We start from the raw sequence: 15,455 nt of genomic DNA, 5'->3' as shown, positions 1-15,455 counted from the left end.
ATCCGTTCCATGTGGTGAAGAACCTCTTCGGACATCGCAAGACACGCTACCGCGGTTTGGCCAAGAACACAGCCCAGCTCTTCTCCCTGTTCGGCTTCGCCAATCTGGTGCTGGCGCGTCGTTGGCTACTCGACGCCAACACCCAAGGTGCGTCCTGAAAACGGAAAATGAGAAAAATACCCCGCAAAAACAGGTATTTGTCAGAAAAATCAGCTTGTATTCCAATCAAATCAGCCTCACTCACCTCTCGCTTCCGGATGAAATGATTTGTTCAGCGTTTCCTTAAAGGAACCATTGGAAAGATATACACTCTGACCGCAAACGAAACCTGTTGCTAACTCACCATGAATCAGAAAAAAGTCATCATTCCTGCCGAAGTGAAAGTCTGTGCCACCTGTAGTTACTGGGATGGCGAACGAAAAGTCGATCCCGAATTACGGGTGGTGGTGGTTGCCGATACCTGCGGTGGTGAGTGCCTGGTCCAGGGCAAGTGCTGCCAGGGCCTCAACGACGAAGCCGAGTGGCGCGACGACTGCCTGTGGGAACATCTGGCGCCGGATGCGCCTGCGGACGAAAAGCACTGAAAGGCGCGGCATGAGCTGCCGCCCACAACCCACGGGCGAGCTGTCCCGCTTTATGAAGGTCTGATTTGCGACGAACGCCGATCGCGTTCGCGTGCGCAGTTTGCCTGCAGAGTGCCTCTAATGACCGGCGAGTCCGAGTCCCAGGCGCAAGAACTCGGTCCACCCGTCGCCCCCACCGATTCCCTTGATCATCCGGTCGATGCGTGCAGCGTCTTCCAGCGCGGCGTTGGCTGTGCTCTCCTTGATGCGCGGCAACGCGCGCTTGAACAGCGACTGGCGTGCGCCCCAGACGCGCGCTTCCTTGAGCAGCGCGTCGACCGGCTGGCCCTGTTTCTGCCCAGCCTTCACCTGCGCCAGTGCGCGCACTTCCTCGGTCATCGCCCAGAGTACGAGCGGCGGCGCTTCGCCTTCCTGTTGCAAACCATCCAGCGTGCGTGTGAGGCGCGCGACATCGCCCGAAAGCAGGGCTTCGCGCAGGCCGTCGAGATCATAGCGGGCGACGTTGAGCACGGCTTCCTGGATCTGTTGCAGCGAGAGTTCGCCCTCCGGGTAGAGCAGGGCGAGCTTCTGTATCTCCTGGTGCGCAGCGAGCAGGTTGCCTTCGACGCGTTCGGCGATGAAGTGCAACGCGTCATTGCCGGCCTTCTGCTGCTGCCGGCGCAGGCGCCCGGCGATCCACGCCGGGAGTTCGGCGAGGTTGGGCGGGATCAGCTTGACGGCGACACCGGCCTCGGTTAGCGCCTTCAGCCAGGTCGCCTTCTCCTCGCTCCAGTCGAGGCCGGGCAGCGTGACGAGCAGCAGTGCATCGGGCGAAGGGCGGGCGCAGTAATCCTGGATAGCCTTGCCGCCCTCGCGGCCCGGCTTGCCGGTCGGGATGCGCAGGTCGATCAGCTGGCGGCCGCCGAACAGCGACATGTTGCCGGTAGCGAGGTGCAGTTCGTTCCAGTTGAAGCCAGAAATCGCCGTCAGTACCTCGCGCTCGTCGAAACCCTTCCGCCGGGCCGCGGCGCGGATGGCGTCGGCGGCTTCGATGACGAGCAGCGGTTCGTCGCCATAAACGACGTAGACCGCTTTCAGGTCGCGGTCGAGGTGGGCCGCGAGTTGCTCGCCCTTGAGCAGCATCGGCGCCTTACTCCGGCGTGGTCGGCGCGGTCGGCTTGGCCGCGGCCAGGCGGCGCATCAGCTGCTGCACGAGGTCGCCTTCCATGTCGCGCCACAGGAGTTCTTCTTCCTGCGTCTTGGCCAGAACGTCCGAGTCGGCGTAAGTGATTTCGCGCGTGAGTTCCACGCTGCCCGGCAGAACGAGGTCGCGGCCCTTGCCGTCGATGACCCGGTAGTTGTACGTGTAGACAAGGCGTTTTTCGCGCACGCGGCCGGTACTTGAGAGCGAAAGAATCTTCGCCTCGCGTTTCTCGCCGGCCGGCAGGAAGGTCGCTTGCGCGTCTTCTTTCGAGTCGGCGAGCCGCGTACCCGTGTTGCGGATCGCGCGCTTCATGTTGGCGACGATCAGGTTGTAGTCGGCGCCGCCTACATAGATGCTCTCGTAGGGCAACGAGTAGGACCCGCGCAACTGGAAGCCGCAGCCGGCCATCAGCGTACCGAGGCCGACGGCCAGCAGGAACAGCCCAAAATGCAGGCGCGTGCCGATGAAGGCGATCATTATGCTCTCCGCAACCTAGACGACGATGTTGATGAGGCGTCCGGGGACGACGACGACCTTCTTCGGTGCCTTGCCTTCGAGGTGCTTCTTCGCCACTTCCGAGTTCAGCGCTGCAGCTTCGATGGCCGCCTTGTCGGCGCCGGCCGGGACGCAGAGGCTGCCGCGCAGCTTGCCGTTGACCTGCAGCACGAGTTCGATTTCGTCCTGCACCAGCGCCGTCGCGTCGGCCTTCGGGAATGCTTGTACGCCCGCCATCTGGCCGGGTTTCAGCTCGGCGTAGAGCGCCTCGCAGACGTGCGGCACGATCGGGTAGAGCAGCAGCGCGACGGCTTCGAGCGCTTCCTGACGCACGGCGCGCGCCGTGGCCGAATCGTCGGTGAGCCTGGCGTAGGCGTTCAAGAGTTCCATGACGGCGGCGATCGCGGTATTGAACTGCTTGCGCCGACCGTAGTCGTCGGCGACCTTGGCGATCGTCTGGTGCAGCTGGCGGCGGAAAGTCTTCAATTCGGTAGACAGCTCGCCACCGGAGCAGGCCGGAACAAGACCGCCGGAGACGTGCTCGAAGACGAGGCGCCACACCCGCTTGAGGAAGCGGTAGGCGCCTTCGACGCCGGCATCCGACCATTCGAGCGACTGGTCGGGGGCGCTGGCGAACATGATGAACAGGCGCGCCGTGTCGGCGCCGTACTGGTCGATCAGCGCCTGCGGGTCGACGCCGTTGTTCTTCGACTTCGACATCTTTTCGGTGCCGCCGATGACCACCGGCTGGCCGTCGCTCTTCAGCGTCGCCGTGACCGGGCGGCCGCGTTCGTCGCACGCCAGTTCGACGTCGGCCGGGTTGATCCAGTCCTTCTTGCCGCCTTCTCCGTCGCGATAGAACGTCGGCGCCACGACCATGCCCTGCGTCAGCAGGTTGGCGAACGGCTCATCCAGCTTCTCGTCGCCGAACAGGCCGACGTCGCGCATCAGCTTGGTCCAGAAGCGTGAGTACAGGAGGTGCAGGATCGCGTGCTCGATGCCGCCGATGTACTGGTCGATGCCGCCCTTGCACCAGTAGGCGACGCGTTCGTCGACCATCGCCTGGTCGTTGTCCGGGCAGCAGTAGCGCAGGAAGTACCACGACGACTCGACGAAGGTGTCCATCGTATCGGTTTCGCGCCGCGCCGGCCGGCCGCACTTCGGGCAGGCGCATTCGTAGAATTCCGGCATCTTGGCCAGCGGGCTGCCGGCGCCGGTGACGGTGACGTTCTCGGGCAGCACGACCGGCAGCTGATCGTCGGGCACCGGCACGTCGCCGCAGGATTCACAGTGGATGACCGGGATCGGGCAACCCCAGTAACGCTGGCGCGAGATGCCCCAGTCGCGCAGGCGGAACTGCACCTTCTTCTCGCCCAGGCCCTTGGCCGCCAGGTCGGCGGCGATGGCGTCGACGGCGGCCTTGTAGGCGAGCCCCGTGTACTTGCCGGAATTGACGCAGTAGCCGTCCTTGGTCGCGTACCACTCTTCCCAGGCGTCGGTCGAGAAGGTCTTCTCGCTGCCGTCCTTGCCCTTCTCACCGATGACCTGTTCAATCTTGAGGCCGTATTTCTTGGCGAAGGCGAAATCGCGCTCGTCGTGCGACGGAACGGCCATCACGGCGCCGTCGCCGTAGCCCATCAGCACGTAGTTGCCGACCCAGACTTCGACCTTTTCGCCGGTCAGCGGATGCGTAACGAAGATGCCGGTCGGCATCCCCTTCTTCTCCATCGTCGCGATATCGGCTTCGGCGACGCCGCCCTGCTTGCATTCCTCGATGAAGGCGGCGAGTTCGGGATTGTTCTTCGCCGCGTAGGTGGCCAACGCGTGTTCGGCGGCGACGGCGACAAAGGTGACGCCCATGATCGTATCGGCGCGCGTGGTGAACACCCACAGCTTGTCAGCCTTGCCGTCGAGCTCGTACGGGAAGGCGAAGCGCACGCCCTCGCTCTTGCCGATCCAGTTCTTCTGCATCAGCTTGACCTGCTCCGGCCAGCCGCCGAGCTGGTCGAGGTCGGCGAGGAGTTCCTCGGCGTAGGCGGTGATCTTCATGTAGTACATCGGGATCTCGCGCTTCTCGATCAGCGCACCCGAGCGCCAGCCGCGCCCGTCGATCACCTGCTCGTTGGCGAGCACCGTCTGGTCGATCGGGTCCCAGTTCACCGTGCCGTAGCGTTTGTAGATCAGGCCCTTTTCAAACAGGCGGGTGAACAGCCACTGCTCCCAGCGGTAGTAGTCCGGCTTGCAGGTTGCGACTTCGCGTTCCCAGTCGATGGCGAAGCCGAGTCGATTGAGCTGGCCCTTCATGTACTCGATGTTCGAATACGTCCACTGCGCCGGCGGCACGTTATTCTGGATCGCCGCGTTCTCGGCCGGCATGCCGAAGGCGTCCCAGCCCATCGGTTGCATCACGTTGTACCCGAGCATCGTGTGGAAACGCGAGAGCACGTCGCCGATCGTGTAGTTGCGCACGTGGCCCATGTGCAGCTTGCCCGAAGGGTAGGGAAACATCGACAGGCAGTAGTACTTGGGCTTGGTCAGGTCCTCGACGGCGCGCGCGGCGTGCGTCTTGTTCCAGTGCGCCTGTGCGGCGAGTTCGATGTCTTCGGGGGCGTATTTTTCCTGCATGGCTGGGGTCGGTGACTGAGTTAAGGTCCGGAGCGGACGAAGCCATGGATTATACGCGGTTTGAAACGGCCGATTTCCCGAAAGACGCCGGCGCGGCATCGGCTGCGCAGCAGGGACGGACCGTCGCCCAGCCGGTGATTTTTCGTCTACGCTGGCGGCTTTTTTGATATTCCGAAAGCGTGCGATGGCTTCCGAAAAGACTCCGCAGACATCTTCAGCGCCGCATTCCCAGTTTTTCCTGCTCAAAACCCGCCGTTTCGCGCCGTTCTTCGTCGCGCAGTTTCTCGGCGCGTTCAATGACAACCTGTTCAAGAACGCGCTGATCGTCCTGCTGACTTTTCACGCCGCGAGCTGGACGACGTTGGCACCGGAAGTCCTGACCAATGTCGCCGCCGGCATTTTCATCCTGCCCTTCTTCATCTTCTCGGCGACAGCCGGCCAATTGGCCGACAAGTACGACAAGGCGCTGCTGGCCCGGTGGGTGAAGGTGCTGGAGATGCTGATCATGGGCGTCGCGGCGCTCGGCTTCTTCCAGCACAGCCTTGCCGTCCTGCTCGGCGCGTTGTGCCTGCTCGGCCTGCATTCGACGCTGTTCGGGCCGGTCAAGTACGCGATCCTGCCGCAGCATCTCACCGAGGACGAACTGGTCGGCGGCAATGCGCTGGTCGAGTCGGGCACCTTTGTCGCCATTCTCGTCGGCACGCTGGCCGGCGGTCTGCTCGCCGGGGTCGGCGGGCATCCGGCGTGGGTCGCGTTTGCCGGTTTGCTGGTTGCGGCGGCGGGGTTCGCCGCCAGTTGGGGGATTCCGTCCGCGCCGGCGCCCGAGCCCGAACTCAAGGTGAACCTGAACCCGTTCTCCGAAACCTGGCGCAATATCGGCTTCGCGCGGCACAACCGTACCGTGTTCCTGTCGATTCTCGGCATCTCGTGGTTCTGGCTGTACGGCGCGCTTTTCCTCGCGCAGTTTCCGGTGTTCGCCAAGAACGTGCTCGGCGGCGACGAGACGTCAGTGACCTTGCTCCTGGCGATCTTCACCGTCGGCATCGGCCTCGGCTCGATGCTCTGCGAGAAGCTCTCCGGCAAGCACGTCGAAATCGGCCTGGTGCCCTTCGGCTCGATCGGCCTGACGCTGTTCGGTGTCGACCTCTTCTTCGCTTCGCCGGCGACGGTACCGGCTGCCGCCCCGCTCGCGCTCGCCGGCCTGCTCGCTGCCCCGGGCGTCTGGCGTGTGCTCTTCGACCTCTTCGCCCTCGGTGTTTTCGGCGGCTTCTTCATCGTGCCGCTCTACGTCCTGATCCAGTTGCGCAGCGAGCCGGCGCATCGCGCACGCATCATCGCCGCCAACAACATTCTCAACGCCCTGTTCATGGTCGTCGGCGCGCTGGCGGCGGCGGGTCTCCTGGGTAACGGCGTGTCGATACCGACGCTGTTCGGCATCGCCGCGTTGTGCAATGCGGCGGTGGCGATCTACATCTATTCGCTGGTACCCGAGTTCATGCTGCGCTTTGTCGCCTGGTTGCTTGTGCACTCGATCTATCGCCTTGAGACGAAAGGCATGGAGAACGTCCCGCACGACGCGCCGGCCATCGTCGTCTGCAACCACGTCAGCTTCGTCGATCCGATCGTCATCTCGGCGGCGGTGCGGCGGCCGATCCGCTTCGTCATGGATCACCGGATCTTCCGCACGCCGCTGATCGGCTTCATCTTCCGCCACATGAAGGCGATCCCGATCGCGCCGGCCAAGGAGGATGCGGTGCTGATGGAGGCAGCCTTCGACGAAGTGGCCAAGGCGCTGGCCGACGGCGATCTGGTCGGCATCTTCCCGGAAGGGCGGATCACCGATACGGGCGAACTCTCTCCCTTCCGTTCCGGGATCCAGCGCATCGTCGGGCGCACGCCGGTGCCGGTCGTGCCGATGGCGCTACGCGGCCTGTGGGGCAGTTTCTTCAGCCGCAAGGGCGGACGGGCGATGAGCAATCCCTTGCATCTGCGTCCGTTTTCGAAGGTCGGACTGGTCGCCAGCGCCGCGTTCGCGCCGCAGTCGGCGACGCCGGAGGCGCTGCAGGCAGAGGTGGCAGGGCTGCGCGGCGAGGAACGGTAGACGGTACGTGGCTGATTGCGGCTCGTCTCTTGGCGTCAGTGTTGCCATACTGGCGGCTTCCGGATCTTCTTATCTGCGCTCCGATGGCGGCGAACCTCCAAAAACTACGCGAAAAGATTGACCTCTACGAACGCCTGATGCGGCTCGACAAACCGAAGCTTTGCTTTGATTTCATTGTATTTTCTAGCAGCCTGTCGGACTTGAGTCGGCCTGACGGTGGGTAAGTAAACTGGAGGTGTTTTGCCGTTTTTTGGCCGTATTTGCGATTTTCCGGGGGTTTCACGGCTTTTTCATTCGTGACCGCTACTTTCAGTTGTTCAATGTGATCACTCTACAGTCAGGCAGGCTCACCACATGAGCCTGCCTGAAAATAGTTGAAAATCAGGAAAGATTATGTCGGACTCCTTGTCTCTGGTTCTCCGCGCCCTCAATCCCACTCGCAGCGTCGTCGTCGAAGCCTGCGCCGGCAGCGGCAAAACGTGGCTGTTGGCGTCGCGCATCGTGCGCCTCCTGCTCGGCGGCGTCGCGCCCGGCGAGATTCTGGCGATCACCTTCACGCGCAAGGCGGCGCGGGAGATCGAGGAGCGGGTGGTCGACTGGCTGCATTTTCTTGCGACCGGCGACGAGACGCAGGTGGCAGACTTTCTCGCCGAGCGCGGCGTGGTCGCCGACAGTTTACTGGTGCGCTCGGCGCGCGGATTGTACGAGCGTGTTCTGGCGGCGCAGTCGGGACTGGCGGTTAGCACCTTTCATGGCTGGTTCCTGCAACTGGTCGATGCCGCGCCACTGTCGGCCAATCTGGCCGGTGCGACGCTCGTCGATTCCGACTCGCGCCTGTTCGATGAACTCTGGCAGTCCTTCGCGGCCGATCTGCAGAAGACGCCAGACGCTGACATTACGCAGTCCTTCGTCCGCTTGCTCGGCGACGTCGGGCTCGATTCGACGCGGCAACTGATCCGGCGTGCGCTTGACCGGCGCAGCGAATGGCTGGCGTTCGCCGATGAGGGCGGCGATGCGGCGACGAGAGTGATCGATAGCTTGCGCGATCAGCTTGGCGCCGGCGAGCCCGGCGAGGCATTGGCCGAGTTCTTTGCCACGCAATGGTCGCTCGATTTTTACGCCTATCTCGGCTTCCTCGAGAAGAGCGAACTCAAGGGCGATCAAGACGCGGCGGCGAATCTGCGTGCCGCGCTGGTCGAGGTCGATCCGACGTTCTGCTTCGAAGGCTTGCGTTCGGTTTTTCTGACCAAGGAAAACACGCTGCGCTCGAAGAAGCCGGGCAAGACGCTCGACAAGCGCTTCACACCGGAAGGTGCGCTGCGCTTTCTCGACCTGCACGCACGCCAGGGCGAACGACTGATCGAGTGCCTTGAGCGCCAGACCGCCGAGCGCATCCTCGCCTTCAATGAGGACGCGTGCGCCGTGTTTGCGGCCTTCCTCGCGCACGTCGAGGCATTCAAACAGGCGCGGCGGCAGATCGATTTCGTTGACGCCGAATGGAACGTGCTCAAGCTCTTGCGCGACGAGCAGACCGCGGCGTTCCTGCAAGCCCGACTCGACGCCCGCTACAGCCACGTGCTGCTCGACGAATTCCAGGATACGAACCCGCTGCAATGGCAAATCCTGCTCGCCTGGCTGGCCGCTTATTCGGACGCGTCGCGTCCGGTCGTCTTCCTCGTTGGTGATCCGAAGCAGTCGATTTATCGCTTCCGCCGCGCCGAGCCGCGCCTGTTCGCGGTGGCGGCCGATTTTCTTGAACGCGAATTCGGCGCGCTGCGTTGTGAACAGGACGCGACACGGCGCAACGCCCGGCCGATCATCGATGTGGTCAACGCCTTGTTCCTCGGTGTGCCGGAATTCATGCCCTTCCGCGAGCAAAGCTCGTTTGCCGGCGCCTTGCCTGGCCGGATCGAAGTGCTGCCCTTGTTCGGCAATACCGAAACGGAAGAAGCGCCGGAGCGAACCGGGCTGCGCAACCCGTTGATCGAGGCCGAGGTCGAGCCGGAAGACGCGCGCCGGCGCATGGAAGCCGAAGCTCTGGCAGCGAAGATCTGTGAGATCGTCGGGTTGGATTGGCCGGCCTGGCAGATCGACGAGCGCGGCGCCGATGGGCGGAGCGTCCAGCGTCCGGCGCGCTATGGCGATTTCATGCTGCTCGTGCGTTCGCGCACGCATCTCGCCGGCTACGAGCGTGCGCTCGCCGCGGCGGGAATTCCGTTCGACGCCGGTTCGCGCGGCGGCCTGCTGGCGGCGCTCGAAGTGCGTGACGTGGTGGCACTGCTTGAATTCTTCGTGACGCCGCTCGACGATTTGAAACTCGCGCAGACGCTGCGCTCGCCGATTTTTGCCTGCAGCGACGAGGAGCTGATCGAGCTGGCGCGTCGTTCCGAGGCGTCATGGTGGCAGCGGCTGAATGCCTTGGTGCACGGCGGGAACGCGTCTCCGAAACTGGCGCGGGCCGCGCGTTTGCTCGGCGACTGGCTACCCGCCGCCGACCGCCTGCCGGCGCACGATCTGCTCGACCGCATCTTTCATCAGGGTGAAGTGCTGGCGCGCTATCGCATGGCCGTGCCGGAGGCGGCAGCCGCCAGCGTCGAAGCCAACCTGCGCGCGTTGCTGTTGCTGGCGCTCGACGTTGACGGTGGGCGCTATCCGAGCCTGCCGCGCTTCATCGACGAGTTGCGCGCGCTGCGCGATGCGGACGCCAACGACGCGCCGGACGAGGGCGAGATTGCAGCGCACGATGCCGGCGCCGGCCGTGTGCGCATTCTCACGATCCACGGCGCCAAGGGCCTGGAGGCGCCGATTGTCTGGCTGCTCGGCGCCAACGATGTGCCGCGCGGCGGCGAGTCGTGGGATGTGATCGTCGATTGGCCGCCGGCGGAGGCCGCGCCCAGCCACTTTTCGTTCTTCGGACGCAAGGAAGATCGCGGCGCAGCGCGGCAGCCGATGTTCGAGGCCGAGGCGGCTGCAGCCAAGCGCGAAGAGTTGAATCTGCTCTACGTCGCCATCACGCGCGCGCGTCAGGTGTTCATCGCCAGCGGCATCGAGAACGCCAAGGCCAAGGATGGGACGCCGTATCGATTGCTGGAAGCCGCACTTGAGAAGCTCGCTGGCGGCGAATCCGGCGCGGCGTTCGGCGACCAATTGCCGACGGCGGATCAAGCGGCGCTTGCACCATCCAGGCCGGCGACGCCATCCGTTCATGCCGACGCACTCGCTCCGCTGCCGGCGGTCGGTGAGCGCCGCGTCGCGCCGGGGGCGGCGGAACGCTTCGGCATTCTGCTGCACGCGCTGCTGGAAAAACGCACCGACGGCGCCGGCGACGATCGCTGGTGGGCGGCGATGGGTTTCGACGACGGCGAATACCGGCGCGTCCTGCCCGTCGCCGAACGCCTGCTGGCGGCACCGGCGCTGCAACGTTTCTTCGATCCGGCGTTTTATCGTCGCGCGTGGAACGAGCTGGAGCTGACCCGCGGCGACGGCGGCTTGCAGCGGCTCGACCGCCTGGTCGAACTCGATTCCGGCTTTTGGGTGCTCGACTACAAAAGTTCCGGCAGCGACAGCGGGCGGCTCGATGCGTATCGCGCACAGGTAGCGGCCTATTGCAGCGTCGTGGCCGCTGTCTTCCCGGAACGCCCCGTGCACGGGGCGCTCATCTTTGCCGACGGATCGGTCGTCGAAGTCGGCTAAAGGTGGGTTGGCACGGCTCGCCCGACGGCGTGCCGACCGCCTTTCATCCCGGCCAACCATGCCCTAACATGGAAATCACAGCCGGCCGGTGATGCATGAATTGCGCATGACAAATCAACGGCTTGAACGCACCGGAAAGAACTTTCCGTTCCATACGCTGTCGTATGGTTGCTTGCCGGGCTGACTGACAATAGTGGTGCACAAGAAGATCGTTTGGCAGCGGCGATTCCATCAATGAACAACTTTTTAGCGGGGGTTGAGCGTGGACAAGATTTGGCTGCGGAGTTATCAGGAAGGTGTGCCCGCCGAAATCGATCTGGGCGAGTTTCAGTCGCTGGGCGAACTCTTCGAAAACAGCGCCAGGAAGTACGGCGACCGGGTCGCCTATATCAATATGGGTGCGCAAATCACCTACACGCAGCTCGATCAACAAACGAAGAGCTTCGCAGCGTATCTGCAATCGGTGTTGAAACTTCCGAAGGGCGCGCGTGTGGCGATCATGATGCCGAACGTGCTGCAGTATCCGATCGCCATGCTCGGTGCGCTGCGTGCCGGCTATGTCGTTGTTAACTGCAATCCACTCTACACGCCGCGCGAACTGGAGCACCAGCTCAAGGATTCTGGCGCCGAAACCGTCGTCATCCTGGAGAACTTCGCCCATACGCTGGAACAGGTGATCGGCAAGACGCCGGTGAAGAATGTCGTCATCGCGCGCCTCGGAGACATGCTCGGCTTCCCCAAGGGTTCCATCGTCAATTTCGTCGTCAAGTATGTGAAGAAGATGGTGCCGGCGTGGAGTCTGCCGCGCTCGGTCGATTTCGGTGCCGTGCTGGCGCAGGGTGCTCGGCAGTCATTCCAGCCGGTGAAAGTCACGCAGGAAGACCTCGCCTTCCTGCAATACACGGGCGGGACGACCGGCGTTTCCAAGGGCGCGATGCTGACGCACCGCAACATCCTCGCCAATCTGGCGCAGGCCTACGCCTGGATCAAGCCGGCCATCACCGAAGGCGGCGAGTTGGTGGTGACGGCCTTGCCGCTGTACCACATCTTTGCGCTGACAGCGAACTGCTTCACCTTCATCCGCATCGGTGCGACCAACTTGCTGATCACCAACCCGCGCGACATCCCGGCCTTCGTCGCCGAAGTGGCGAAGTATCCGTTCACGGTGGTGACGGGCGTCAACACGCTGTTCAACGCGCTACTCAACAACGAAGCATTCAACGCGCTCGACTTCGCGAAGCTCAAGGTGACGCTGGGTGGCGGCATGGCGGTGCAGAAGGCGGTCGCGGAACGATGGAAGCTGCTCACCGGCAAGCCGCTGATCGAAGCCTACGGCCTGACCGAAACGTCACCGGCGGCGACGATCAATCCGCTCAACATTCCCGAGTACAACGGCGCGATCGGCTTGCCGATTTCATCGACCGAAGTGGCGATTCGCAACGACGACGGCGTGGATGTGGCGCTGGGCGAGCGCGGCGAACTGTGCATCCGTGGTCCGCAGGTGATGAAGGGCTATTACAACCGCCCGGAGGAAACCGCCAACGTGCTGATGCCCGACGGCTTCCTGCGCACAGGCGACGTGGCGGTGATGGACAACAAGGGCTTCATCCGCATCGTCGACCGTAAGAAGGACATGATTCTCGTGTCCGGCTTCAACGTCTACCCGAACGAAGTCGAGGATGTCGTCGCCATGCATCCCGGCGTGCTTGAAGTCGCCGCCGTCGGCGTGCCGGACGAAAAGTCGGGCGAAGCGGTGAAGATTTTCGTCGTCAGGAAAGACCCGGCGCTGACGCCGGCGCAGTTGATTGCGCACTGCCGCGAGAATCTCACCGGTTACAAGGTGCCGGCGCACGTCGAGTTCCGCAACGAATTGCCAAAGACGAACGTCGGCAAGATACTGCGTCGCGAGCTGCGCGCCGACGTGGCCAAGGCCGCGTAAGGATCGCGCCGGATATCAGGGCGGCATCGACGTCAAGCGGGCGCTATGCGGGAATCATTTTTCGTCGAGTGGCCGGTGTCGATCTTTGCGGTGCCGGCCATTCGTTTGTCGTATCGTCGGCGGTGCGGGAAAAAGCGATCGTCGCGAGTGAAAAAACGATAGTCATTCCGTTGTATACTCACGCTTTTGTTGTTTGTCCACAGCGTTTCTTGATTAACCTCTGCATTGGAATCCAAAAATGGCCACTGCCTCTAAAGCTAAAGCTGCACCCACCAAGAAAGTCGCTCCCGCAAAGAAAGTCGCTCCCGCAAAGAAAGCTGCCCCTGCCAAGCCGGCTGCAGCAGCAAAGAAAGTTGCCGTGAAGGCGGCTCCGGTTGCTGACTTCGTCAAGATCACCAAGGTCATCGGTCGCCAGATCCTCGATTCGCGCGGCAACCCGACTGTGGAAGTCGACATCACGCTCGACAACGGTTTCGTCGCACGTGCAGCGGTTCCGTCGGGTGCTTCGACGGGCGAATTCGAAGCCTGCGAACTGCGCGACGGCAACAAGAAGGTCTATCTCGGCAAGGGCGTGCTTAAGGCTGTTGAAGCCGTCAATGGCCCGATCGCCAAGCTGCTCAAGGGCAAGAACCCGCTCAAGCAGCGCGAACTCGACGACGCGATGATCGCGCTCGACGGCACCGCCAACAAGTCGAAGCTCGGCGCCAACGCGCTGCTCGGCGCTTCGATGGCGATCACCGTCGCTGCCGCCAACGTCAGCAAAATGCCGGTGTGGAAGTACATCGCCAAGCTGCACAAGAACAAGGAATTCTCGCTGCCGACGCCGATGGCCAACATCATCAACGGCGGCAAGCACGCTGACAACATGATCGACTTCCAGGAATTCATGATCATGCCGGTCGGCGCCAAGACCTTCTCCGAAGGCCTGCAGTGGATCACCGAAGTGTTCCACGCGCTGAAGAGCATCCTGAAGAAGGGCGGCCACGTCACCGCCGTCGGCGACGAAGGCGGCTTCGCACCGAATCTGACCAACGACCAGGCGCTGGAAGTTGTCATGGAAGCCATCAAGGCTGCCGGCTACAAGCCGGGCAAGCAGATCGCCATCGCACTCGACTGCGCATCGTCCGAACTGTTCGACGAAGGCGGCCGCGAGGGCTACAAGTTCTGGAAGTCGAATCCGGACAAGCTGTTCACCGCCGACGAAATGATCGCCATCTACGAAGACTGGTGCAAGAAGTACCCGATCGTTTCGATCGAGGACGGTCTCGACCAGAGCGACTGGGAAGGCTACGTCAAGTTCACGCAGGCGCTGGGCAAAAAGGTCCAGATCGTCGGCGACGACTTCTTCGTGACCAACCCGGTTCGCCTGAAGAAGGGCATCGACATGGGCGCCTGCAACGCGATCCTGATCAAGGTTAACCAGATCGGTACCGTCACCGAAACGCTGGACGCCATCAAGATGGCACAGCAAGCCGGCTACGGCGTGATCTCGTCGCACCGCTCGGGCGAAACCGAAGACTCGTTCATCGCCGACCTCGCCGTCGGTACCAGCGCCGGCCAGATCAAGACCGGTTCGCTGTCGCGTACCGACCGTATCTGCAAGTACAACCAGCTGATCCGCATCGAAGAGCAACTCGGTGCCAAGGCCATCTACAAGGGCCTCAAGTCGATCAAGGGCGCCGGCTTCTAATCCAGCCAGTTCCTGCTGATCAGAAAGGCATCGCTTCGGCGGTGCCTTTTTTGTGGGGTGCGCCCGGCAGGGCGCACTTGCTTGGAGGTGAAATTCAAGTTCGCAATAGAAACCGCATTAGTAATCCAATCCCGGGCGGTAATGCTCTGGACGCGATCCGGTGCGTCTTCGAGGTTGCGTAGCGCACTGACGAGTTGATCTTCAAGGGCATCGATGCTGTCGAAGACGCGGTTGTGGAAATGCTTTTCTCGGAGCTCGTCCCAGAGGTGCTCTTGCGGGTTCAGCTCTGGAGAATACGGTGGCAGGAAGAGCAAGCGCAGATTGTCGGGTAGCTGAAATTCCGTACTTTTGTGCCAGCCAGCACCATCGAGAACCATGGTGATGTTGTCGTTGGGGTGGCGGCAGGCGATCTCGTCCCTGAAGATTTGCATGCAGTCGGAATTGCCATGAGGGAGCACCAGGCTATCGAAGCAACCGTCCTGAGGACTGACGACGCCATAGGCGTCGATATATTGCTGCGTTACCATGGCATAGACGAGCGGTCGAACTGGGCGACGGCACCAACAGTAGCGTGTGTCCGGGATGCGTCCGAAACGCGCCTCGTCCTGGAACATCAGCCGCAGCGGCCGGTCGTTGTTCCAGCTCGCCACGATCTGATCCAGGTTCCCCTGGAGTTTTTTTCCAGTCCTCACGCGCCGAAGGATTTCCCTGGGGATGGGCCGTGTCAGGCGCCAGCTTGCGCCAGCCATTGCGCGCCAGCATCCGATAGATCGTCGATAGCGCAACCGGCTTGCCCAGTCGTTCAGCGATCTGTTCCCTGAGGGGAGGCACGACCACCACGCCCCCCTTGCTGTAACGCGTACGCAAATTGCACGTCGCCCCAATCGACCGGCCGATGACCCTGGCCGTCTTCGCCGTGCGCAACAACTCACGCGCCGACGCTACTTGATCTGCTCCGCTTGCCTTTCGCGCACCATTTCTATCGCGCATTGGAATAAGGCATCAGGTTCGGCCAGCCGACTGCGGTGGTCCCGGTCGTTTGGACAGTCACCGGGGAGGAATAAGCTAAGGCCGGTGCCGGGGATTTGGTTTTGACTTTCCCGGATTTTATATCGATTGGATTGAGCGCTGTGGAGCTTGTGGGC

At 62.7% G+C, this 15,455-nt stretch carries 10 protein-coding genes and 2 pseudogenes; 6 read left to right on the top strand and 6 right to left on the bottom strand.

Annotated features, from left to right (window positions below; genetic code table 11):
• Together KBA32_RS13070 and KBA32_RS13065 are read left to right on the top strand one after the other, a co-directional pair.
• Positions 1 to 158, top strand: a pseudogene (locus tag KBA32_RS13070) (IS5/IS1182 family transposase); the annotation flags it as partial.
• A gap of 186 nt (positions 159 to 344) precedes the next feature.
• A complete protein-coding gene (locus tag KBA32_RS13065; protein WP_294359600.1) occupies positions 345 to 584 on the top strand; it encodes a hypothetical protein in 240 nt (79 codons plus the stop codon).
• 117 nt (positions 585 to 701) lie between these two features.
• Here KBA32_RS13065 and holA read toward each other — a convergent pair whose 3' ends face one another.
• Genes holA through leuS form a run of 3 tightly spaced genes read right to left on the bottom strand, consistent with a single transcriptional unit; the run spans position 702 to position 4,887 of the window.
• A complete protein-coding gene (gene holA, locus KBA32_RS13060; RefSeq protein ID WP_294359598.1) occupies positions 702 to 1,706 on the bottom strand; it encodes a DNA polymerase III subunit delta in 1,005 nt (334 codons plus the stop codon).
• Between the two features lie 7 nt (positions 1,707 to 1,713).
• Positions 1,714 to 2,244 carry an LPS assembly lipoprotein LptE gene (gene lptE, locus KBA32_RS13055; protein ID WP_294359597.1) on the bottom strand — a complete coding sequence of 177 codons (531 nt, stop codon included), beginning with the start codon at positions 2,242 to 2,244 and terminating at the stop codon, positions 1,714 to 1,716.
• Between the two features lie 15 nt (positions 2,245 to 2,259).
• The gene (leuS, locus tag KBA32_RS13050) at positions 2,260 to 4,887 is read right to left on the bottom strand and encodes a leucine--tRNA ligase (protein ID WP_294359595.1); all 2,628 of its coding nucleotides are present in this window, start codon (positions 4,885 to 4,887) and stop codon (positions 2,260 to 2,262) included.
• Between the two features lie 184 nt (positions 4,888 to 5,071).
• On the opposite strand from leuS, the gene KBA32_RS13045 reads away from it, so the two are divergent.
• The 4 genes from KBA32_RS13045 (at position 5,072) to eno (ending at position 14,310) form a co-directional block, all read left to right on the top strand.
• On the top strand, positions 5,072 to 6,988 hold the full coding sequence (locus KBA32_RS13045; protein ID WP_294359593.1) for an MFS transporter: 1,917 nt from the start codon (positions 5,072 to 5,074) through the stop codon (positions 6,986 to 6,988).
• 393 nt (positions 6,989 to 7,381) lie between these two features.
• Positions 7,382 to 10,681, top strand: coding sequence for an exodeoxyribonuclease V subunit beta (locus KBA32_RS13040; RefSeq protein ID WP_294359591.1), 3,300 nt, complete (start codon positions 7,382 to 7,384; stop codon positions 10,679 to 10,681).
• 262 nt (positions 10,682 to 10,943) lie between these two features.
• A complete protein-coding gene (gene fadD / locus KBA32_RS13035) occupies positions 10,944 to 12,620 on the top strand; it encodes a long-chain-fatty-acid--CoA ligase FadD (protein WP_294359590.1) in 1,677 nt (558 codons plus the stop codon).
• 358 nt (positions 12,621 to 12,978) lie between these two features.
• Positions 12,979 to 14,310, top strand: coding sequence for a phosphopyruvate hydratase (gene eno / locus KBA32_RS13030; protein WP_367113783.1), 1,332 nt, complete (start codon positions 12,979 to 12,981; stop codon positions 14,308 to 14,310).
• On the opposite strand, the gene KBA32_RS13025 is transcribed toward eno, so the two are convergent.
• The 3 genes and pseudogenes from KBA32_RS13025 to KBA32_RS13020 form a co-directional block, all read right to left on the bottom strand.
• Positions 14,307 to 15,059 (bottom strand): IS630 family transposase, encoded by a 753-nt coding sequence (locus KBA32_RS13025; protein ID WP_294359588.1) that lies wholly within the window; start codon positions 15,057 to 15,059, stop codon positions 14,307 to 14,309. The genes eno and KBA32_RS13025 overlap by 4 nt on opposite strands.
• A pseudogene (locus KBA32_RS17185) lies at positions 14,995 to 15,300 on the bottom strand (winged helix-turn-helix domain-containing protein); the annotation flags it as partial. The gene KBA32_RS13025 and the pseudogene KBA32_RS17185, both read right to left, overlap by 65 nt.
• A partial coding sequence (locus KBA32_RS13020) for a hypothetical protein (protein ID WP_294359586.1) occupies positions 15,252 to 15,455 on the bottom strand: 204 nt, incomplete at its 5' end. The gene KBA32_RS13020 and the pseudogene KBA32_RS17185, both read right to left, overlap by 49 nt.

Origin of the sequence: Propionivibrio sp., from assembly GCF_017995515.1 — a bacterium.
Classification (GTDB): Bacteria; Pseudomonadota; Gammaproteobacteria; order Burkholderiales; family Rhodocyclaceae; genus Propionivibrio.
This window is presented reverse-complemented; position numbering and strand designations above follow the sequence as displayed.

Coding starts and splice junctions, on each gene's coding strand:
- KBA32_RS13040 (WP_294359591.1), top strand. CDS start 7,382: ATGTCGGACTCCTTGTCTCTGGTTCTCCGCGCCCTCAATCCCACTCGC.
- leuS (WP_294359595.1), bottom strand. CDS start 4,887: ATGCAGGAAAAATACGCCCCCGAAGACATCGAACTCGCCGCACAGGCG.
- KBA32_RS13025 (WP_294359588.1), bottom strand. CDS start 15,059: ATGGCTGGCGCAAGCTGGCGCCTGACACGGCCCATCCCCAGGGAAATC.
- KBA32_RS13065 (WP_294359600.1), top strand. CDS start 345: ATGAATCAGAAAAAAGTCATCATTCCTGCCGAAGTGAAAGTCTGTGCC.
- holA (WP_294359598.1), bottom strand. CDS start 1,706: ATGCTGCTCAAGGGCGAGCAACTCGCGGCCCACCTCGACCGCGACCTG.
- lptE (WP_294359597.1), bottom strand. CDS start 2,244: ATGATCGCCTTCATCGGCACGCGCCTGCATTTTGGGCTGTTCCTGCTG.
- KBA32_RS13045 (WP_294359593.1), top strand. CDS start 5,072: ATGGCTTCCGAAAAGACTCCGCAGACATCTTCAGCGCCGCATTCCCAG.